Below are 20760 nucleotides of genomic sequence, written 5' to 3' on the forward strand. Positions count from 1 at the left end.
GACCGACGGAGCCGTGACCGCGACAGAAGCCCGGGGCCCTGGGCGCCGGTGTGCCGCGCGGGAACCGATCGGTCTCGGACAGATGCCGACTGCCGGATGCCAGGCGATCTCCACGAATAGCCCGCCCCGAACTCACTCGAATAGATATTCGATAAATCCGTCCGGGCGTTCCGGAATGACCATCAGAAAGCCTTCTGCCGCCGGACTTTGCAGCGGCAGACTTTGCATTGTGAGACAGGGAACAGGATCACATCCGCGATCACATCCGGGGACGCATCCGCCATCCGGATAACGATCGCCGGACAACGACCACCCGGATAGCCACCGCCCGGATAATCGCGTGGCCTCACCTGTCGGCTTCGCATGAGTTTCTGACGGTCCGCCGGATATTCCGACGGAATACGGGTCCGGTGCGGCTCACCCCAATGCTCCGGTGGCGGGCACGATGCGTGCCCGCCACCACCCGTCAGTACGCGAGCCGGCTGCCGCCGTCCGGTGCGCCGCTGCTCGCCTCGACCAGTGCGTCCAGCACCGCACCCACGTCCGGCAGCCACGGCGCGGCAGGCGCCGGAACCGCGCCCCTTCCGCGCGGACGCGGCCGGGGCTCCGGGGAAGGAGCCCGCTCCCAGCGCACCTGCCCCGCCCCCACCTCGGACGGCGGAAGGACCAGATAACCGCCCTCGCCGTGGAAACGCAGCGAACTGGGCACCCAGTCCTGGGCGTGCAGCAGCTCGCCGAGCCGTTCGAGGTCGTACGGGGCGACCAGCAGCGACCACCGGGTCGGCGTCGCCACCACGGGTCCGAGCCGCACGCCCATCCGGTCCAGCTCGGTCAGCGCTCGGGCGGCGGCCACGGCAGGCAGGCTCAGCGCACACGGGGCGCGCCCCCCGGTGGCCAGAACGATCGGAGCGGTGGGCCGGTTGGTCCACCACCAGCGCACCAGGCGCTCGTCGGTGGTCGCCGCGAGGAGACCGGGATCGAAGGGATGTGCGCCGGGCACGGCGCACTCGGGATCGGGACAGGCGCAGCCACGGCCACGGCCACCGCGACCACCGGCCGCCTCCGGTCCCACTCCGGGGAGCACCGGCCACTGCCATGCGGTGGCGCAGGTCAGGGCCGCGTCGAGCTGGGCGGGCCTTCCCCTGCGCCGGAGCCGGAGCCTGCGTCGCCTTCCGAGGATCTCGCGCATGAGCGCTCGTTCCTTTCCGTTGAACGCCGAGGGTCCACATCGCACCACGTGCGAATTGCCGTACGTGTGCATTTCTTCACTGTGCGTACATGCTCTTCAGGTCTGCGGTACGGGTGGGTCGTCGGTACCGAGCATGGTCCGAGCCGATTCGAGCAGGTGCGAGACGGGTCCGGACGAGCAGGTCCGGACAAGCATGGCGAGGAGCAGCGCATGTGTCGCGCCTGCCGTCCCAAGGTGCAAACCCCGCCACTCGGGGGTGGGGGCGTGGCCGTCACAAGAGAGGACGTCCGGGCCGCCTGCCGGGTTCCGGGGCGATCAGAACTGCCCCTGGCCTTCATCGATTACGTACCCAGCATGCCCGAAATGACGCTCCCTCTAGGACTTCACCCCGAGAACACCCCCTGTCGAGCACGCCCAGTCGACCGCAAATGGCTGTCGCAGGGTGCATTTTTAGGCCAACTTGACGGTCTCTTGGACACCACATTTCCCGTGGTGACAATGCTGGACATCGCCTCACTTGTGCGTGTACATGTGGTGCACGTGTACATGCGGATGCACTGATAGCGGCGCAGAATGACATGGGGGTTTGCGATGCTATTCGACGAAACGCACTGGTCGGAAAGCAGACGTCCATGAGCGCCCCACACCTGCCGAGAGTGGCTGGAATCGATCCCACAGTTCCGGTTTCAGCGCACACTGCCGGGCCCCTGTCCGAAGTGCCGTCCGCCCCGGGAGCCTTCATCCAGGACCGGCTCGCCGGCTGGGTCTCCGACCTCACCACGTTGCACGAACTCACCGAGCGGCTGGCCAGAACCGGCACCCTCGACGACGCGCTCCACGAGCTGCTGGGCGCCGGAGCCGCCCTGGTCGGCGCCCGCCGCGGCCTGGTCGTCCTCGAACCGTCCGACCGCCGCGGCCCCGTGAGCACCATCGGCCTCGGGCTCGCCCATGCCGAGCTCGGACTGATCGAGACGGTGCCGCGCACCGCCACCTCCTACGGCCGGATCCTGGAGGGGCTCCCGGACACCGAAGGAGCGCTGACCACCCCCGACCTGCCCGGCGACACCGGCCTGGACCCCCGCCGCCGCGAAGTCGCCGCCCGGCTCGGATACGCCGCCAGCTACGCCGTGCCGATCACCGCCGAGGCGACCGGCAGACTCGGTGCCGCCGTCTGGCTGTACGACGAACCCGCCGAACCCCTGGAACGCCAGCGCCATCTCGCCGGCCTCTACGCCGGGTACGCCGGTGAGCACCTGGCCAGGCTGCTGGAACTGGAGCGGGCCAGGGCCGACGTCGCCACCGTCACGGAGGAGCTGCTGCCCAGCCGGCTGCCCCGGGTCGCCGGCGTACAGCTGGCCGCCCGCCACCGCCGGGCGCCGCAGGGCGGTGGCGACTGGTACGACGCGCTGGCGCTGCCGGAGGGTGCGCTCGGTCTCGCCGTGGGCTCGGTGAACGGCTCCGGGCCCAGCGCCCTGGCCGCCATGGGACGGCTGCGGGCCGGCCTGCGGGCGTACGCGGTGATGGAGGGCGAGGATCCGGTCGCCGTGCTCTCGGACCTGGAGCTGCTGCTGCGGCTCACCGAACCGGCCCGTACGGCGACCGCACTGTTCGCCTACTGCGAACCCGCCGAGCGCAAGATCCTGCTGGCCGGCGCGGGCCACACCCCACCGCTCGTGATCGGCGACCGGCGCACCGAGTTCGTCGAGACCTCGGTCTCCGCGCCGCTGGGCATGCTCGCCTGCTGGGAGGCGCCCAGCGTGGAGATCACCCCGGCGCCCGGCGAGACCGTACTGCTCTGCACCGACGGACTGCTGCGCCGCACCGGCGACTCGACGGACCGGGCGTTCGCGCGGCTCCACTCGGCGGCCGCTTCCGTGCCGAAGGCGATGCGCCTCGACGCCGGAGCCGTCGCCGACCATGTGCTGCGCACCGTGCTGCCGGACGGGCTCGACCGCGACGACGACGCGGAGGACGTGGTCGTCCTGGCCGCGCGTTTCGACTGAGCGCCCCGGCGTTCCCCGGCCCGGCCGTGTAACAGGTCCTCCGGCCCTGTGCCCCCTTCCGTACGCCCGTACGATGGACGGGGTCCAGTGTCGTATCAAGGAGAGACAGATCGTGGCTGAGGAGCTCACCCCGGAGAACCCGGAGACCGAGGAAGAAGAGACGGTCAAGCAGCGGAAGAACGGCCTGTACCCGGGCGTCTCCGATGAACTCGCCGCGAACATGAAGTCGGGTTGGGCCGATACCGAACTGCACGGCCTCGAACCGATCGCCCAGGCCGCACACACGGCCGCCCGCCGCGCCGCGCTCTCCGCGCGCTTCCCCGGTGAGCGACTGGTCATCCCCGCGGGCAACCTGAAGACCCGCTCCAATGACACCGAGTACGCCTTCCGCTCCTCCACCGAGTACGCGTACCTCACCGGCGACCAGACCCAGGACGGCGTCCTCGTCCTGGAGCCGACCGAGGACGGTCACGAGGCGACCATCCACCTGCTGCCTCGCTCCAACCGCGAGAACGGCGAGTTCTGGCTCGACGGCCAGGGCGAGCTGTGGGTCGGCCGCCGCCACTCCCTCGCCGAGGCCGAGCAGCTGCTGGGCATCCCGGCGAAGGACGTCCGCGAGCTCCCCGCCGCGCTGACCGAGGCCACCGGCCCGGTCCGCAACGTCCGCGGCCACGACGCCGGCATCGAGGCCGCGCTGACCGACAAGGTCACCGCGGAGCGCGACGAGGAGCTGCGCGTCTTCCTCTCCGAGGCCCGGCTGGTCAAGGACGCCTTCGAGATCGCCGAGCTGGAGAAGGCCTGCGACGCCACCGCGCGCGGCTTCGAGGACGTCGTGAAGGTCCTCGACAGGGCCGAGGCGACGAGCGAGCGCTACATCGAGGGCACCTTCTTCCTGCGTGCCCGCATCGAGGGCAACGACATCGGCTACGGCTCGATCTGCGCGGCCGGCCCGCACGCCACCACCCTGCACTGGGTGCGCAACGACGGCGCGGTGCGCTCCGGCGAGCTGCTGCTGCTCGACGCCGGTGTGGAGACCAACGACCTCTACACCGCCGACGTGACCCGCACCCTTCCGATCAACGGCACGTTCACGCCGCTGCAGCGGAAGATCTACGACGCCGTGTACGAGGCCCAGGAGGCGGGCATCGCCGCCGTCAAGCCCGGCGCCGGCTTCCGCGACTTCCACGACGCCGCACAGCGGGTGCTCACCGAGAAGCTCGTCGAGTGGGGCCTGCTGGGCGACCTGTCCGTGGACAAGGTCCTGGAGCTGGGACTCCAGCGCCGCTGGACGCTGCACGGCACCGGTCACATGCTCGGCATGGACGTCCACGACTGCGCCGCCGCGCGCACCGAGTCGTACGTCAACGGAACGCTGGAGCCCGGCGTCTGCCTCACGGTCGAGCCCGGTCTGTACTTCCAGACCGACGACCTGACCGTGCCCGAGGAGTACCGGGGCATCGGCGTCCGGATCGAGGACGACATCCTCGTCACCGAGGACGGCAACCGGAACCTCTCCGACAAGCTGCCGCGTCGGGCCGACGAGGTCGAGGAATGGATGGCCCGGCTCAAGGGCTGATCCGAAACATCCGGGACGCCCCGGGAAGACCGGGAAGACCCGGCGAAGGACGCTCTGCTCAGGACACCATGAGCAGGGCGTCCTTCCGCCATTTCAGGACCTTGTCGAAGCTGACGACGGCACCGCTGCCGGGGCGGTTGCCGAAGTGCACGTGATCGGCGAGCTGCTCGATCAGACAGAGGCCCCGCCCGTCCTCGGCGTTGAGCGGCGGGTACTGCTGGGGTTCGTGCTGCTGATGGGTTTCGTGCTGCTGGGTCCCGCGCTGCTGTGCGGAGGTGCGGAGCGTGCGCCGGGCGGGAAAGCCGGGCCCCGAATCGGCGACCTCGATACGGCACTTCTCGCCGTCCAGATAAGCGGTGACCCGGTACTGCCCGGAGGCCGCCCCGGGCAGCTCGTCCCATACGTCCCACGGATCCCGCGGAACGCCCTGGCCGCCCTGGTCTTCCTGAACCCTGTGGTCACCGCCGTGCTCGACGGCGTTCGCACAGGCCTCGCTGAGTGCGACCGACAGATCGAAGGAGATGTCCGGGTCCACTCCCGCGGTCTCCATGGTGCCCAGCAGGAAGCGACGGGCCAGCGGAACGCTCGCAGCCTCGCGCCGCAAATGGAGGGACCACCAGATGCTCATGCTCCAGCCTCCTGGCTGCGGCTCGACATACCGATACGTATTGCCGCGCAACACCATTCGTAAGCACAGACCGGATGTGAGACCGCTCATTCGGCGGATACCAGCTCTCCGTACACCCGTGTATGCCCGGCCGGTGGGCCCCATCGGACGGAAGACGACCTTCCGGACCTGCCGTACGGAGACCCGGGGCTCGGTGCGATGATGGCCCCGCCATGTCTATGCCTGTCGCACGCGCCGGAGCCGGTCTGCGGCTCATGAGGGCCGCGGTGTTCACCGCGGTCTGCGTCGCGCTGTCCGCGGCAGGTCACTCCCTGGCTTCCTGCGCCACCGTCCCCTGGTGGACCCTGCTCGCGGGGTTCCTGGGGATGTTCGCGGTGGTGGCACCGTTCGCCGGACGCGAGCGTTCGCTGCCGTCCATCGCCGCCGCACTGGCCGGCGGACAGATCGCCCTGCACTCCCTGTTCGGCATGGGTACGCACGGCACCCCGGCGAACACCGCGGCGGGCGACGACTCGTTGATCCGGTTCGCGGCAAGCCTCGTGTGCGGGGCCGGGCCGGCCCAGCTGAGCGCCGCCGAGGCGCACCGCATCGTCACCACCGCGGGCATCGACCCGGCGTCGGTGACGGTCGGCGACCACCACCATGTGGCCGCCGCGTCCGGCACGGATCCGGCCGCCCTCGCCGCCCTGCTGCCCGACCTGCCCATGCTGCTCGGCCATCTGCTGGCCGCGGCGGCCACCGGCTGGCTGCTGCGCCGCGGCGAGATCGCCCTGTTCCGGCTGGTCCGGCTGTCCGCGCACGGCGCCCAGCAGATCGCGGCCGGGGCCCGGCTGCGCGCCCTGCGCGCGGCGCTCGCCCTCGTCGACGCCCTGCGCGCCGGACTTCCCGGCGGCCCGGCGACCGGGCCGCGCATCGCCCGTACGGCGGTCGACGCCCCGCCCCCCGCCACCGGGGACCCGTTGCAGCACCTGGTGATCAGGCGCGGTCCGCCGCCCGCGTACGCGCTCGCAGCCTGACGCGACACCCTCCATCCGGCGCACGGACCGCTCCGTGCCGTACCCGGCCGGCGCATGCGCGCCGCTCAGGGGTAAGAGGAGAGGTGTCGTGATGCCGTCGCGCACCCGCGCGCCGGACCACCTTTCCTTCGTGCTTCCGTGGAGTGATCCCTGTCATGAACGTTTCCCGCATCGCCCTCGCCGGCGGCGTCGCCGCGTCCTCCGTCCTGATCCTCGCCGGTACGGCCTCCGCGCACGTCAGCGTGCAGCCGCAGGGCGAGGCCGCCAAGGGCGGTTACGCCACCGTCAACTTCAAGGTCCCCAACGAGCGCGACAACGCCTCGACGACCAAGGTCGAGGTCAACTTCCCGACCGACCACCCGCTGGCCTCCGTCATGCCGCAGGCCGTACCCGGCTGGGACATCGAGGTCACCAAGAGCAAGCTGGCCAAGCCGATGGAGATGCACGGCAAGAAGATCAACGAGGCCGTCTCCAAGGTCACCTGGACCGCCGAGGGCGACAAGGACGCGCGCGGCATCCGCCCCGGTGACTTCCAGCAGTTCCCGCTCTCCATCGGCCAGCTCCCCGAGGACGCCGACCAGCTGGTGTTCAAGGCCATCCAGACGTACGACAACAAGGAAGTCGTCCGCTGGATCGAGGAGCAGAAGGCCGGCGCCGCCGAGCCCGAGAGCCCGGCGCCCGTCCTCGCGCTGACCGCGCCGACCAGCGGCGAGCACGGCGCGGCAGCCGACGCCAAGGGTGCCGACGCCGGCGCCCAGGCAACGGACAAGCAGACGACGGCCGCCTCGGACACCTCTTCCAGCGACACCACGGCCCGGGTCCTCGGCATCGTCGGCATCGTCGTCGGCGTGGCGGGCGTGGCCTTCGGCGTCCTCGCCGGCCGCCGCCGCACCGCCTGATCCACAGCTCCACCCGTCCCACCGACCACCAGGAATCAGTGCTCCATGCCTAAGAAAACGGTGCTGGCCGCGGCGTTCGTCGCCGCGGCCGCGCTCACCCTGTCCGCCTGCGGCAGCAGCGACGACAGCGCCAAGAAGCCCATCGCGGACGTGTCGGTCCAGGCGAAGACCAAGGCCGCGACCGTCCTGGACCAGCCGTTCACCAAGCCGGATCTCGTCCTCACCGACACCCACGGCAAGAAGTACGACCTCCGGGAGCAGACCAAGGGCAAGCCGACCCTGATCTACTTCGGCTACACCAACTGCCCCGACGTCTGCCCGCTCATCATGAGCAACATCGCCTTCGCCAAGAAGTCGCTGCCCAAGGCCGACCAGGAGAAGCTCCAGGTCGTCTTCGTGACCACCGACCCCGAGCGGGACACCCCGTCCTCGCTCGGCAGCTGGCTCAAGTCCCAGGACGCCTCCTTCATCGGCCTCACCGGCGACTTCCCGACCATCCAGGCGGGCGCACGCCAGATCGGCATCGGCATCGACGCGCCGAAGAAGGAGAAGGACGGCACGGTCGTCTCGATGCACGGGTCCCAGGTCATCGCGTTCTCCCCGAAGACCGACAAGGGCTACCTCGTCTACAGCGAGGACACCTCGCCCGACGACTACGCCAAGGACCTCCCCAAGATCGTCAAGGGGGAGACCCCGTGAACCGCCGCACCGCCCTCGTCGGCGTCATCGCCCTCACCACGGGGCTGACGCTGGCGGGCTGCTCGTCCTCGGACAACAAGCCCGAGCTGAAGGTGACCGGCGCGTTCATGCCGCAGCCCGTCAGCGACATGGCGGCCGGATTCCTCGTCATAGAGAACAGCGGCGGGGCGTCCGACCGGCTCACCTCCGTCACCAGCCCGCTCTCCGACGATGTCACGATCCACGAGACGAAGAACCAGACGATGCGCATGGTGACGTCCTTCGACGTGCCCGCGGGCGGCGAGCTGGATCTGGAGCGCGGCGGGAACCACATCATGTTCATGAAACTCAAGCAGCGGCCCAAGCAGGGCGAGAAGGTGTCCGTGGAGCTGCACTTCGAGAAGGCCGACCCGATAAAGGTCGACCTTCCCGTGAAGGAGACCACCCACAACCCGAAGAAGCAGTGAGGGACTGACTCGTCATGACAGCCACCGCCCCGCACTTCGGACCGCCCCCGTCCACTCCCTCGACACGCCGTCCACTCGCCGCGGCCGCGCTCCTCGCCGCCCTCGTCGGCATGGTGTTCGGCCTGTTGCTGGGAGGCGCGGGCCCGGCGTCCGCGCATGCCGCACTGACCGGGAGCGATCCGCAGGACGGGGCGGTGGTCGCCACCGCCCCCAAGGAGGTCACACTCACCTTCTCCGAGCAGGTCGCCCTCGGCGACGACTCCATCCGGATCCTGGATCCCGCCGGCAAACGTGCCGACACCGGCGCCGCGCCCCGTGATCTGCAGAGCGGATCCACCGTGAAGTACGGCGTCTCGCTGCACGCCGGACTGCCCGACGGGACGTACACCGTCGCCTGGCAGGCGGTGTCCGCGGACAGCCACCCCGTGTCCGGCGCCTTCACCTTCTCCGTCGGAGCACCCTCGAAGACCGCGGTGGCGCTCCCGACGGACGAGGCCGGCGGCGGCCTCGTCGGCACCCTCTACGGCATCGCGCGCTACGCCGCGTACGCCGGTTTCATCCTGCTGGCCGGCGGCTCCGCCTTCGTACTGGCCTGCTGGCAGCGCGGGGCGGGTGCCCGCCCCCTCCAGCGCCTGGTCGTACGCGGCTGGATGACCCTCACCGTCGCCACCCTGGCCATGCTGCTCCTGCGCAACCCGTACACCGGATCGGGGAAGCTCGCGGACGCCTTCGACCTCGACGGACTGCAGGCCGTGCTCGACACCAAGCCCGGCGCCGCACTCGTCTCCCGGCTGCTGCTGCTCGGCGCTTCCGCGCTGTTCATCGCCGTGCTCTTCGGGGCCTACGCCAAGCGCGAGGACGAGCGCGAGAAGAAGGACCTCACCTTCGGGCTGGCCATCGGCGGCACGGTGATCGCTGCCGGGATCGCCGGTACGTGGGCGCTCGCCGAGCACGCCTCCACCGGGATCCAGCCCGGCATCGCCATGCCGGTCGACGTCCTCCATCTGCTGGCCGTCGCCGCCTGGCTGGGTGGTCTCACGGCCCTGCTGGTCGCGCTCTACCGGACCCCCGACATCGACGCCACGGCCGTACGGCGCTTCTCCGGCATCGCGTTCGGCAGCGTGATCGTGCTCGCCGCGACCGGGATCTATCAGTCCTGGCGCCAGGTCGGCACCTGGTCCGCGCTCACCGGCACCGGATACGGGCAACTGCTGCTCGTGAAGGTGGGGCTCGTCGCTGTCCTGGTCGGGATCGCCTGGTTCTCGCGGCGCTGGACGGCGCGCCTGATCGCGGGCGGGGGCGGCACGGAGACGGGGTCCAAGGCCGGGGACGGAGAAAGGCCCCATGAAGCGGCGTCCGACGAGGCCGGGACCCCGGGCACATCGGCGTCCACGGTCGAGGACCCCGCGCGGGCGGCTCAACTCGCCCGGCAGCAGGCCGCCGTGGCCACCGCCCAGAAGAAGCGGATCCGCGACGCCGACCCCGAAAGGTCCGGGCTCCGCCGGTCGGTGCTGGCGGAAGTGGGAGTCGCCGTCGCGCTGCTGGCGGTGACGACCGTACTGACCTCGACCGAGCCGGCGCGTACCGAGGAAGAAGCGGCCCGCGCGTCGACGGCGGCGACCGCCCCGGCGGCCGAAGGCCCGGTCAGCTTGAAGCTGCCCTTCGACACGGGCGGCACGAACGGCAGGGGAACGGTGCGGATGGAGATCACCCCCGCCGGTACCGGCGCCAATGAGCTCCACATCTGGATCGACGGCGCCGACGGAAAGGCCATGGACGTCCCCGAGGTGAAGGTCGCCTTCACGCTGGAGTCCAAGGACATCGGCCCGCTCCCCGTCGTCCCCGCCCGGCTGACCGAGGGCCACTGGACCGCCGACGGCGTCCAGATCCCGATGCCGGGCAACTGGAAGGTCGCCGTGACTGTCCGTACCTCGGACATCGATCAGACGACCATCGACAAGAACGTGAAGATCGGTTGAGCAGGATCGTGAGCACAGACAGCAGCAGGAAGACCCGGGCCGGCGGAGCCCGGGACGGCGCGGGCAGCGGGGACGACGGTGCCCGTGGCGGCGGAGGCATCTCCCGGCGTCGGCTGATCGGCAGCGCGGGCGCGGCCGGTGCGACCGGGCTGGTGCTGGGCGCGGCGGGCGGTGCGACCGGCTATGCCGCGACCCGGCCCGACGAAGCCGCCGCACTGACCACGGTCGGCTCCACCCAGGTGATGTTTCACGGGAAACATCAACCGGGGATCACCACTCCGCTTCAGGCGCGCGGCCATCTCGTCGCCTTCGACCTGGCGCCCGGTGCCGGACGCAAGGAAGCCGCTGCCCTGATGCGCCGGTGGTCGGCCGCGGCCGAGCGCCTGATGGCCGGCGATCCGGCCGGGGACGGCGCGGCGGACGGTCCGGACCATGACACCGGGATCGCGCTGGATGCCGGACCGTCCTCGCTGACCGTCACCTTCGGCTTCGGCCGGACCTTCTTCGAACGCACGGGCCTGACCGGCAACCGCCCACCGGGGCTCGACCCGCTGCCGCCCTTCTCCTCCGACCGCATCGACGCCGGGCGCTCCAACGGTGACCTCTGGGTCCAGATCGGCGCGGACGACGCGCTCGTCGCCTTCCACGCACTGCGTGCCGTGCAGAAGGAGGCCGCCCCCGCCGCCAGGGTCCGCTGGCAGATGAACGGCTTCAACCGCGCCCCCGGCGCCACGGCCCAGCCGATGACCGCCCGCAATCTGATGGGCCAGGTCGACGGCACCAACAACCCGAAACCGACCGAGAGCGACTTCGAGCGCCGCGTCTTCGTCCCGAGTGGAACCGACGCGAAGTACGACTGGCTCGCGGGCGGCTCGTACGCGGTCGTGCGCCGGATCAGGATGCTGCTCGACGACTGGGAGAAGCTCCCGGTGCAACGACAGGAGCAGGTCATAGGGCGCCGGAAGAAGGACGGCGCTCCGCTGAGCGGCGGCGCCGAGACCACCGCGATGGACCTCGACAGGGCCGGCCCCGACGGCAAGCTCCTGATCCCGGACAACGCCCATGCCCGGATCTCCTCCCCCGAGAAGAACAGCGGCGCGGCCATGCTGCGGCGCCCCTTCTCGTACCACGACGGCATCTCGACGGACGGCACTCCGGACGCCGGTCTGCTGTTCATCTGCTGGCAGGCGGATCCGCTGCGCGGGTTCGTCCCGGTGCAGCGCAAGCTGGACCGGGGTGACGCCCTGTCCCCGTTCATCCGGCACGAGGCGAGCGGCCTGTTCGCGGTGCCGGGCGGTGCGGCGGACGGCGAGTACGTGGGGCAGCGACTTCTGGAGTCCTGAGCCACCGGGGCGCATTAGGGTGACGGTATGTCCGCCACGCGCTACGCCTATCTCGGCCCCGAAGGCACCTTCACCGAGGTCGCCCTCCGTACGCTCCCGGAAGCCGCCACCCGCGAACTCGTCCCGATGGTCTCCGTACCGGCCGCTCTGGACGCGGTACGCAGCGGGGCCGCCGCGGCGGCGCTCGTGCCGATCGAGAACTCCGTCGAGGGCGGCATCACCGCGACGCTCGACGAGCTGACCACCGGCGAGCCGCTGATGATCTACCGCGAGGTGCTGCTCTCCATCACCTTCGCGCTGCTGGTGCGGCCCGGTACCAAGCTGTCCGACATCAAGTCGGTCACCGCGCACCCGGCCGCACAGCCGCAGGTGCGCAACTGGATGGCCGCCCACCTCCCGGACGCCGTGTGGGAGTCGGCGGCCTCCAACGCGGACGGCGCCCGGCTGGTGCAGGAGGGCCGGTACGACGCCGCCTTCGCCGGTGAGTTCGCGGCGGCCACGTACGGCCTCGAACCGCTGGTGACCGAGATCCATGACGCGGTGAACGCGCAGACCCGCTTCGTCCTGGTGGGCCGCCCCGCCCGGCCGGCGGCGCCGACGGGCGCGGACAAGACGTCGGTGGTCATCTGGCTGGGCGAGGACCACCCCGGTGCCCTGCTCGAACTGCTCCAGGAGTTCGCGGTGCGCGGGGTGAACCTGATGCTGATCCAGTCGCGGCCGACGGGGGCCGGCATCGGCAACTACTGCTTCGCGGTGGACGCCGAGGGACACATCGCGGACCGCCGGGTCGGCGAGGCGCTGATGGGGCTGAAGCGGATCTGCCCGAAGGTGCGCTTCCTGGGTTCGTACCCGCGGGCAGGCGTGGCGCTGCAGGACGTGCGGCCGCTGCGCGCGGGAACGTCGGACACCGCGTTCACGGACGCCTCCGACTGGCTGGCCAGGAACCTGGACGGCCGAGGCTGACGGAGTCGGGAACCGGGGACGCGAGGGGCTGACAGGACTTCGGCCTGCGGGACGGGAGCGAGTCGGCCTCCTCCCGGGTCTCAGCACGCCGTCGATGCCCAACGCCTTCGCCGCCCACGCCGTCGATGCCCAACGCGTCGCCGCCGGTGCTATCTGCCGATTTTCGGCATCCACAAAGTTATCCACAGGGACGATTCTCGACCTGGGGACAAGTCGACACCCCCAAGCGACATGGTCGACAAATTGCTCCAGTCGGTCCAGATGCGTCCACAGGCCGGCAGGTCACCCGAGGCGCCTCGTGTCGCCCCAATTCCATTGATCAACTCTTTAGGACGGGAAATTCCCACCCGAACGAGCGTCTGAAGTGGGTTTGAACGGGAAATCCGCGAGCCGTCACGCAACTTTCGGAATGACATCCTCCGGCATCCACAGATCTTCTTCACACCCTGTGGATAACTTTCGGAAGCCCGGGAGCCTGTGGACAAGCAACGATCAACTGCCCTTACAGGCAAGGGGGATACGTCAAGACGAGTGAAGCCTTCTGCCCCATTTAGGCGAGTAGGCTCTTTTTATTGACGATCGGGATCCACCCCGGCCGCACAATCTCCCCCAGCATTGCCAATTCGGGCAATTAGGGCAAAGTGACACGCTCGGCAATATCGGTTCGAGCGGGGGAAGTGCACACCGGTAGCCTGGAGGGGTGATTGACCTTCGCCTGCTCCGTGAGGACCCCGACCGTGTTCGCGCCTCCCAGCGCGCCCGTGGAGAGGACGTCGAACTCGTCGACGCCCTTCTCTCCGCCGACGAGCGGCGCAGGTCGTCCGGTGTCCGCTTCGACGAACTCCGCTCCGAGCAGAAAGCGCTCGGCAAACTCATCCCCAAGGCCTCGCCCGACGAGCGCGCCGAACTGCTCAAGAAGGCCGAGCAGCTGAAGGCCGACGTCAAGGCCGCCGACGCCGCACAGGACGAGGCCGACGCCGAGGCCAAGCGCCTGATGCTCCAGATCGGCAACATCGTCCACGCGGACGTGCCGGTCGGCGGCGAGGAGGACTTCGTCGTCCTGGAGACGCACGGAACGATCCGTGACTTCGGGGCCGAGGGCTTCGAGCCCAAGGACCACCTGGAGCTCGGCGAGAAGCTCGGCGCCATCGACATGGAGCGTGGCGCCAAGGTCTCCGGCTCGCGCTTCTACTACCTGACGGGTGTCGGCGCGCTGCTGGAGCTGGCCCTCGTCAACGCCGCGATCGCGCAGGCCGGCGAGGCCGGCTTCATCCCGATGCTGACACCGGCGCTGGTCCGCCCGCGCGCCATGGAAGGCACCGGCTTCCTCGGCCAGGCCGCGGAGAACGTGTACCACCTGGAGAAGGACGACTACTACCTGGTCGGCACCTCCGAGGTCCCGCTCGCCGCGTACCACATGGACGAGATCATCGACGCCGAGAAGCTGCCGCTGCGCTACGCGGGCTTCTCGCCCTGCTACCGCCGTGAGGCCGGTACGTACGGCAAGGACACCCGGGGCATCTTCCGGGTGCACCAGTTCGACAAGGTCGAGATGTTCTCGTACGTCGACCCGGCGGACGCCGAGGCGGAGCACCGCAGGCTCCTCGACTGGGAGAAGCAGTGGCTCACCGCTCTTGAGCTGCCCTTCCAGGTGATCGATGTCGCCACCGGCGACCTGGGCGCCTCGGCCTCCCGGAAGTTCGACTGCGAGGCGTGGATCCCGACGCAGGGCAAGTACCGCGAGCTGACGTCCGCGTCGAACTGCAACGGATTCCAGGCCCGCCGCCTGTCCGTCCGGATGCGCGACACCCGCGACGGCAAGAAGGTGCTCCAGCCGCTGTCCACACTGAACGGCACGCTCTGCGCCGTACCGCGCACGATCGTGGCGATTCTGGAGAACCACCAGCTGGCCGACGGTTCGGTACGGGTGCCCGAGGTGCTCCGGCCGTATCTGGGCGGGCGCGAGGTTCTGGAGCCGGTCGCCAAGTGACCTTTCCGTACAAGCTCGTCGCGACCGATCTCGACGGCACGCTGCTGCGTAACGACGACACGGTCTCCGAGCGCACCCGTGAGGCACTGGCCGCGGTCACCGCGGCCGGTGCCGCGCACATCATCGTCACCGGGCGCGCGGTCCCCTGGACCCGCCACATCCTGGACGACCTGGGCTACGAAGGGCTCGCCGTCTGCGGCCAGGGCGCGCAGGTCTATCACGCGGGCGAGCGCAAGCTGCTGACCTCGCTGACGCTGGACCGGCAGCTCGCCGGTCTCGCGCTGTCCAAGGTCGAGGCCGAGGTCGGTCCGCTGGCCCTGGCGGCGAGCCGCGACGGGCTCGACGGCGAAGTGATGGTCGGCCCCGGCTACCGGGTACAGGAGGGTCCGCTTCCGGCCGTCTTCGTGGAGGACCCGGCCGAGCTGTGGTCCGCGCCCCTGAACAAGGTCTACATCCAGCATCCCGATCTGGACGACGACGCTCTGGCGAAGGCCGCGCGCGCGGCCGTCGGCAACCTCGTGGACGTGGTCATGGCCGGTCCGGGAGTGGTGGAGATCCTGCCGCTGGGGCTGAGCAAGGCGACCGGGCTCTCGCTGGCCGCGCGTCGGCTGGGCATGAAGGCCGCGGACACCCTGGCCTTCGGCGACATGCCGAACGACATCCCGATGTTCGCCTGGGCCCGTCGGGGCGTGGCGATGGCCAACGCGCACGAGGACCTGAAGGCCGTGGCGCAGGAGATCACCGCGTCCAACGAGGACGACGGCATCGCTGTGGTGCTGGAACAGCTGCTCCAGCCGTAGGTGCGTGGATCAGGGCCGCGTACCGGTACGCGGCCCTGCTGCGGCGGAGGATGCGCGGATCGAACGCGCGCGGGGTTCACGGCCCCGACGACGGCTTAGCAAGCCGCTGCCTTACCACTCGGCCAATCCTCCGGGTGGGCGGCCGCGCGATGCGCAGACAAGGCCGCCCCGGGCGTTCCGCTCCGAGCGGCACGGCGGAGTCGTCGGTGACTACTCCGGCGCCGGCTCGGGTCCGCCCTGCGGGGAACTCGACGGACTCGGACTCTCGGTCATCGTCGCGCTCCTCTCCCGGTTCTGTGGTGTGCGTGTCGGCGGGTGCCGTCCCCATCACTGTGCCGGGGACGGCCTTTCGACGCCACCCGTTTTCGGGGCGGTGCTCTTCTCCGGGCGGCGCCGAAAGGCCGCGAACTCCTGCCGGATCAGCGCTGCTTGCTGTTGCGGCGGCTCAGATCCTTCAGGTTGCGGGCGAGTTCATCCATCCTGCCGTCGATACGGACGATGTCCTCGGACATATGGCCCAGTCGCACGCTCATGGCGCCGACGACCTGATGCGTGACGTCCAGCCTCCGGTCGAGGCTGTCGAGCCGGTGCGACATCCGGTTGAGGACGGGCCCGAGCTCCTGGAGCGCGGTGCCGACTCCGGCGAGGCAGCTCTCCACCCGGGTGACGCGGTGTTCGAGGGAGGCGTACCCCGCGCGCAGGTCCTGCTCGGCGTCGAGCAGATACGTACGGACGCATCGGGCGATGTCGCTGTCGCGAAGAAGCATCGCGACGTTGAGGACGGTCCTGCGGGTGTGGACCCGGAGCTGGGTCGCTGCCTGTGGATAACTTTCCGGCACCTCCCCCGCCCATAGCGACATCATGTCGCTATGGAAGGAGCGCAGGTCAGCGCCGCGCAGCACCTGCATCCCGTTCTCCATCAACTCGTTCTGATGGCGGTCGGTGAGCCTTCTGACGGCGGTTGTGGATACTTCGAAGTACCGAGCCACATCCTCTGTGCGAAGGTGAATTCCGTCCGGGAGCATGACAAGGCTCTTGACCTTGTCGAGGGCATCGACGCGCTCTATCTGCTCCACGCGCAGCGCACGCGATTCGAGCAGGGCGACTTCTGTGGGTATGGACATGCCTTCCGATCGTGAAACCGACGACGGGCAGCCCTGTCCCGAGCTTCGAGGGGCGGAGGACGCTCACGGTTGCCACTCACTCAATGACCGACCCGGCGGGTACTCCCTCGCCGGCATCGGCAATCCCTGTTTCACGAAAGCTACGACGCCACAGATCCCAGTTGCCTCCACGCACCCTGCCCAACGAACCGATAACCGTACAGTTACGCGTACGACTGTCCGAAATGCGTCAACCCCCGCCCAGGAGGCGAGGGTTGACGAGTCCCGGAGAGATCGGGGACGGAGCACTCGGGTGGATGCGCCGGGAGGCAGACTCCCGGTCATTCCTCCCCGGTCACTCCTCCCCGGCCAGCTTCAGCGTGCGCAGCTTCTGGCCCGCGTACCAAGTCGCGACCACCGTGACCGCGGCCAGCAGGACCGTCGCGGCCGGCAGTCCGACGTCGGAGGTGATCGCGCCCGCCCCGCCGACCTTCTCGGCGACCGCGAGGGACCACTGCTGGACGCTGAGCGTGCGCGCCCCGGGCACCAGGGTGCCGAACAGGGCCTCCCACACCAGCGCGTAGACGAGGCCGAAGACGACCGCGTGCCGGCTGACGGTGCCCAGCAGCAGGAACAGCGCGCTGTACGCGATCGAGGCGACCAGTGCCGCGATGGTGTAGGCCACCGCGATCTGCTGGCCGTTGCCGTTGAGGATCAGGCCCGCGATCAGCGTGGGCAGCGCGGAGAAGACCATCGTCACGGCGATGGCCACGATCAGCTTGGTGAAGATGATCGTCGGCCGCTTCACCGGCTTGGCCAGCAGGTAGACGATCGATCCGTCGTCGATCTCAGGGCCGATGGCCCCGGTTCCGGCGATCACACCGATCAGCGGCACCATCGTGGCGATGGCGAAGCCGCCCAGCACGTCCGAGGCCACCTGGTCGTCGGACCCGGCGAACGCCCGCACCGCGACGGCGATGACCACCAGCAGCGCCGGCAGGACGAACAGGATGGCGGCCCGGCGCCGGCCGAGCAGGGCCCGGTAGGTGAGCCGGGCGACTGTGGGGTCGTACATGACGCTTCACAGCTCCTTTCAGGCCACTACTCAGGCCGCTACGAGATAGGAAAAGACCGATTCGAGGGACTCGTCGGACGGCGAAACGGTCAGAAGACGAATTCCGTGCTCACGTGCGACCTTCGGCAGCAGTTCGGTGAAGCGTCCGAAGTCGACCGCCTGGATACGCAGGGCCCGTTCGCCCAGGTCCACCTCGATACCGGCCGTCGACGGGTCGGCGATCAGCGCGGCGGCGAGGGCGCGGTCATCGCTGGACCGTACGAGGTAGCGGTGCGGGCGGTCCGTCATCAGACGGCGGATCCTGCGGAAGTCGCCGGACGCCGCGTGCCGTCCTGCCACGATCACCTCGATGTGGGAGGCGAGTTGCTCCACCTCTTCGAGGATGTGGGAGGAGAAGAGCACCGTACGGCCCTCTGCACCCATCCGACGCAGCAGTTCCATCAGCTGCATCCGCTGGCGCGGGTCCATGCCGTTGAACGGCTCGTCGAGCAGCAGCACGGACGGTTCATGGACCAGGGCTGACGCCATCTTCACGCGCTGGCGCATGCCCTTGCTGTACGTCGAGATCTTGCGGTCCTGCGCGTACTCCATCTCGACCGTGGCCAGCGCCTTCCGCGCCTCCGCGTCGCCGAGTCCCTGGAGCTCCGCGTTGGCGACGACGAACTCGCGGCCGGTCAGGAAGTCGTACATGCCCTCCCGCTCCGGCACGATCCCGATCTCCTTGTACACGGCTTCGTTGCGCCAGATCGCCCTGCCGTCCAGCGTGACCGCACCCGTCGACGGGGCGAGGAAGCCGGCCATCATGTTGATCAGCGTGGACTTTCCGGCACCGTTCGGCCCGAGCAGACCGGTGACGCCCGGCCCCACCGTCATGCTCACGTCGTTGACGGCGACCACATTGCCGAACCAGCGCGAGGTGTGGTCGATCTCGATGGTGGTCACAGCCCGACCCTCCGGTAGCGGCGCATCAGTACGGCGTACGAGCCGGCGACGAGCGCGAGAACAACGATCAGATAGACCACGCCGACCCCGGCATCGGGGGCCGCACCTCCGGGGAAGGCCGAGTTGGCCCCGAGGAACGCGGTCTGCAGGCCGCCGATCAGCGTGATGGGGGAGAAGAGCCCCAGCCACTCGATCGCCCCGGCGGAGCCCGTCTGCCAGGCGATGGCCTGGACGGTGGAGACCGCGCCGTAGGTGATGGTCAGCACGGCGATCACCGCGGCGACACCGAAGCCGCGGCGCGGTGTCAGCGCGGCCATCACCAGGCCCAGCGCGGCGAAGAGCACGGAGAGCAGCGCCACCGAGACCAGTCCCTGTCCGAATCCCTTGGTCTGGTCGGCGAAGTCGAACTTCCCGAGCAGCGCGCCCGCATAGAGGATGACGAGCGGCGCCCCGGTGAGAATGAAGAGCGCGGTCGCCATGGCCGCCAGCTTGGCCACGACGTAGTCGACCCGTTCGATCGGCCGCGAGAAGTACAGCGGCACGCTCTTGAAACGCAGGTCCCGGGAGACCGACTGCGGTGCCTGCGCGGCGAGGAAGAGGCCGATCACGGCCTGGAGATAGATCGCGAAGGCGGTGTACTTGATCGGCAGGGCCGTCGATCCGGGGGTGGCGATGGCGACGGCGACGATGATCGCCGCGATCATGCACATCACGCCGAAGAGCAGCATCGGCAGCACCTTGGACTTGGCGGAACGGCCGAGTCCGAACGCACCGCGCAGGGACTGCGAGTAGAGCGAGCGCCGCGCATAGCCACGGCCCAGCCGCAGGCCGTCGTAGGAGCGGTACCCGATGTTGTGGATGCGGGAGGTCTCGCTCCCGGTCACGGTCCCGGTCTCGGTACTCATCACGACCGCTCCCCTTCTGCTGTACGGAGTGCCGCGGTCGCGGGCACGCTCTGCGCCGCGGGTGCGGACGCGGCTGCGGACGCGGCTGCCTCTTCGGTACGGAAGACCTCGGCGATGTGATGGCGCCGCTGCTCCATCCGTACGAGGCCGAGTCCGAGCCCGGCGACGCCGTCGCGCACGATGTCGTACGTCTCGTCGCCGGTCGCCTCGACCAGCAGGATGTGGCCCGCGCCGGGCAGCCCCTGCCCATCGAGACCGTCATGGCCGATGAACTTCACGCCGGCCCGGGTGAGGACCTGGCGCAGTGCGTCGGTGCCGTCCGGGTGGGTGTCGCTGTCGGTGACCTCGACCGCGAGGGTCGTGGTGGTCTGGGTGAAGTCGCTGGTGGAGCTGGAGCGCAGGAGCGTGCCGCCGTCGATGACGACGACATGGTCGCAGGTGCGTTCCAGCTCGCCCAGGAGGTGCGAGGTGACCAGGACCGAGATGCCGAAGTCGGTGTGGACGCGGCGGATCAGCCCGAGCATCTCGTCACGGCCGACCGGGTCGAGGCCGTTGGTCGGCTCGTCGAGCAGGACCAGCTGCGGGTCGTGGACCAGCGCCTGCGCCAGCTTCACGCGCTGCTTCATGCCGGTCGAGTAGCCGCCGATGGGGCGGTAGCGCTCCTCGTAGAGACCCACGTGCCGGAGCGTGTCGGCGGTGCGCTCGCGCGCTGCCGTCGGCGGCAGTCCGGACATCCGCGCCATGTGGACGACGAACTCGGTGGCCGAGACGTCCGGTGGCAGGCAGTCGTGCTCGGGCATGTAGCCGACCCGTTCCCGGATGGCGGCACCACTGGTGGCGACGTCGAGCCCGAGCACGGCGGCCCGGCCTTCGGTGGCGGGGGACAGACCCAGCAGGATCTTGATCAATGTGGACTTGCCGGCTCCGTTGGAACCCACCAGGCCGGTCACACCGGGGCCGATGTCCAAGGAGAGCCGGTCAAGCGCGGTCACCCGGGGGAACCGCTTGCTCAGGCTTTCGGTCGCGATCACAGTCACAATCCGAAGGTAGTGGCGCGCGCCACATCAGTCGTCAGCCCTGGCGGCTGGATCGGCCTCCGACTCCAGATGTACGGACCCGTAGGGGGCCACCACGAGGGATGGGTCCCGCGGCCGGGGAGGGGAGGGCCCGACCGAGTTGTCCACAGGTCTCCACCCACCTCTTG

At 69.7% G+C, this 20760-nt stretch carries 17 protein-coding genes, 1 tRNA gene and 1 pseudogene; 11 read left to right on the forward strand and 8 right to left on the reverse strand.

Annotation, left to right across the window (positions count from 1 at the left end; genetic code table 11):
• Nucleotides 1-466 precede the first annotated feature (466 nt).
• A complete protein-coding gene (locus tag OG520_RS19900) occupies nucleotides 467-1189 on the reverse strand; it encodes a bifunctional DNA primase/polymerase (protein WP_406014051.1) in 723 nt (240 codons plus the stop codon).
• A 632-nt stretch (nucleotides 1190-1821) separates the two neighbouring features.
• On the opposite strand from OG520_RS19900, the gene OG520_RS19905 reads away from it, so the two are divergent.
• Complete coding sequence (locus OG520_RS19905; protein ID WP_406014052.1) at nucleotides 1822-3192, forward strand: PP2C family protein-serine/threonine phosphatase; 1371 nt, start codon at nucleotides 1822-1824, stop codon at nucleotides 3190-3192.
• Between the two features lie 112 nt (nucleotides 3193-3304).
• On the forward strand, nucleotides 3305-4768 hold the full coding sequence (locus OG520_RS19910) for an aminopeptidase P family protein (RefSeq protein WP_406014053.1): 1464 nt from the start codon (nucleotides 3305-3307) through the stop codon (nucleotides 4766-4768).
• A 58-nt stretch (nucleotides 4769-4826) separates the two neighbouring features.
• On the opposite strand, the gene OG520_RS19915 is transcribed toward OG520_RS19910, so the two are convergent.
• A complete protein-coding gene (locus OG520_RS19915; protein WP_406014054.1) occupies nucleotides 4827-5396 on the reverse strand; it encodes an ATP-binding protein in 570 nt (189 codons plus the stop codon).
• A 212-nt stretch (nucleotides 5397-5608) separates the two neighbouring features.
• Here OG520_RS19915 and OG520_RS19920 point away from each other — a divergent pair, with 212 nt between their 5' ends.
• The 9 genes from OG520_RS19920 to OG520_RS19960 all read left to right on the forward strand — a co-directional run bounded on the left by OG520_RS19920 (nucleotide 5609) and on the right by OG520_RS19960 (nucleotide 15531).
• Nucleotides 5609-6412, forward strand: a complete 804-nt coding sequence (locus OG520_RS19920; protein WP_406014055.1) for a hypothetical protein — start codon at nucleotides 5609-5611, stop codon at nucleotides 6410-6412.
• A 155-nt stretch (nucleotides 6413-6567) separates the two neighbouring features.
• On the forward strand, nucleotides 6568-7311 hold the full coding sequence (locus OG520_RS19925; protein WP_406014056.1) for a YcnI family protein: 744 nt from the start codon (nucleotides 6568-6570) through the stop codon (nucleotides 7309-7311).
• Between the two features lie 45 nt (nucleotides 7312-7356).
• The gene (locus tag OG520_RS19930) at nucleotides 7357-8010 is read left to right on the forward strand and encodes an SCO family protein (protein ID WP_406014057.1); all 654 of its coding nucleotides are present in this window, start codon (nucleotides 7357-7359) and stop codon (nucleotides 8008-8010) included.
• The gene (locus tag OG520_RS19935) at nucleotides 8007-8456 is read left to right on the forward strand and encodes a copper chaperone PCu(A)C (RefSeq protein WP_406014058.1); all 450 of its coding nucleotides are present in this window, start codon (nucleotides 8007-8009) and stop codon (nucleotides 8454-8456) included. The genes OG520_RS19930 and OG520_RS19935 overlap by 4 nt, the downstream gene beginning before the upstream one ends.
• Nucleotides 8457-8470: 14 nt before the next feature.
• A complete protein-coding gene (locus OG520_RS19940; RefSeq protein WP_399328733.1) occupies nucleotides 8471-10435 on the forward strand; it encodes a copper resistance CopC/CopD family protein in 1965 nt (654 codons plus the stop codon).
• A 98-nt stretch (nucleotides 10436-10533) separates the two neighbouring features.
• Nucleotides 10534-11778, forward strand: a complete 1245-nt coding sequence (efeB, locus tag OG520_RS19945; protein WP_406016525.1) for an iron uptake transporter deferrochelatase/peroxidase subunit — start codon at nucleotides 10534-10536, stop codon at nucleotides 11776-11778.
• A 27-nt stretch (nucleotides 11779-11805) separates the two neighbouring features.
• A complete protein-coding gene (pheA, locus tag OG520_RS19950; RefSeq protein ID WP_399328731.1) occupies nucleotides 11806-12741 on the forward strand; it encodes a prephenate dehydratase in 936 nt (311 codons plus the stop codon).
• Between the two features lie 700 nt (nucleotides 12742-13441).
• On the forward strand, nucleotides 13442-14731 hold the full coding sequence (gene serS / locus OG520_RS19955) for a serine--tRNA ligase (protein ID WP_406014059.1): 1290 nt from the start codon (nucleotides 13442-13444) through the stop codon (nucleotides 14729-14731).
• Complete coding sequence (locus OG520_RS19960) at nucleotides 14728-15531, forward strand: HAD family hydrolase (protein WP_399328730.1); 804 nt, start codon at nucleotides 14728-14730, stop codon at nucleotides 15529-15531. The genes serS and OG520_RS19960 overlap by 4 nt, the downstream gene beginning before the upstream one ends.
• Before the next feature lie 44 nt (nucleotides 15532-15575).
• Here the strand turns inward: OG520_RS19960 and OG520_RS19965 are convergent.
• The 6 genes and pseudogenes from OG520_RS19965 to OG520_RS19990 form a co-directional block, all read right to left on the reverse strand.
• Nucleotides 15576-15663, reverse strand: a tRNA-Ser gene (locus OG520_RS19965).
• 287 nt (nucleotides 15664-15950) lie between these two features.
• Nucleotides 15951-16649: a hypothetical protein gene (locus OG520_RS19970; protein ID WP_406016526.1), complete on the reverse strand. Its 699-nt coding sequence runs from the start codon at nucleotides 16647-16649 to the stop codon at nucleotides 15951-15953.
• 340 nt (nucleotides 16650-16989) lie between these two features.
• Nucleotides 16990-17709, reverse strand: a complete 720-nt coding sequence (locus OG520_RS19975) for an ABC transporter permease (RefSeq protein ID WP_399328729.1) — start codon at nucleotides 17707-17709, stop codon at nucleotides 16990-16992.
• A gap of 30 nt (nucleotides 17710-17739) precedes the next feature.
• Nucleotides 17740-18651 carry an ABC transporter ATP-binding protein gene (locus OG520_RS19980; RefSeq protein ID WP_385336069.1) on the reverse strand — a complete coding sequence of 304 codons (912 nt, stop codon included), beginning with the start codon at nucleotides 18649-18651 and terminating at the stop codon, nucleotides 17740-17742.
• A complete protein-coding gene (locus OG520_RS19985) occupies nucleotides 18648-19556 on the reverse strand; it encodes an ABC transporter permease (protein WP_406014060.1) in 909 nt (302 codons plus the stop codon). The genes OG520_RS19980 and OG520_RS19985 overlap by 4 nt, the downstream gene beginning before the upstream one ends.
• A pseudogene (locus tag OG520_RS19990) lies at nucleotides 19549-20596 on the reverse strand (ABC transporter ATP-binding protein); the annotation flags it as partial. The gene OG520_RS19985 and the pseudogene OG520_RS19990, both read right to left, overlap by 8 nt.
• Nucleotides 20597-20760: the final 164 nt, after the last annotated feature.

Origin of the sequence: Streptomyces sp. NBC_00984 (genome assembly GCF_045162475.1) — a bacterium.
In the GTDB taxonomy this organism is placed as follows: domain Bacteria; phylum Actinomycetota; class Actinomycetes; order Streptomycetales; family Streptomycetaceae; genus Streptomyces.

Coding starts and splice junctions, on each gene's coding strand:
- OG520_RS19900 (WP_406014051.1), bottom strand. CDS start 1,189: ATGCGCGAGATCCTCGGAAGGCGACGCAGGCTCCGGCTCCGGCGCAGG.
- OG520_RS19905 (WP_406014052.1), top strand. CDS start 1,822: ATGAGCGCCCCACACCTGCCGAGAGTGGCTGGAATCGATCCCACAGTT.
- OG520_RS19915 (WP_406014054.1), bottom strand. CDS start 5,396: ATGAGCATCTGGTGGTCCCTCCATTTGCGGCGCGAGGCTGCGAGCGTT.
- OG520_RS19920 (WP_406014055.1), top strand. CDS start 5,609: ATGTCTATGCCTGTCGCACGCGCCGGAGCCGGTCTGCGGCTCATGAGG.
- OG520_RS19925 (WP_406014056.1), top strand. CDS start 6,568: ATGAACGTTTCCCGCATCGCCCTCGCCGGCGGCGTCGCCGCGTCCTCC.
- OG520_RS19930 (WP_406014057.1), top strand. CDS start 7,357: ATGCCTAAGAAAACGGTGCTGGCCGCGGCGTTCGTCGCCGCGGCCGCG.
- OG520_RS19940 (WP_399328733.1), top strand. CDS start 8,471: ATGACAGCCACCGCCCCGCACTTCGGACCGCCCCCGTCCACTCCCTCG.
- pheA (WP_399328731.1), top strand. CDS start 11,806: ATGTCCGCCACGCGCTACGCCTATCTCGGCCCCGAAGGCACCTTCACC.
- OG520_RS19975 (WP_399328729.1), bottom strand. CDS start 17,709: ATGTACGACCCCACAGTCGCCCGGCTCACCTACCGGGCCCTGCTCGGC.
- OG520_RS19985 (WP_406014060.1), bottom strand. CDS start 19,556: ATGAGTACCGAGACCGGGACCGTGACCGGGAGCGAGACCTCCCGCATC.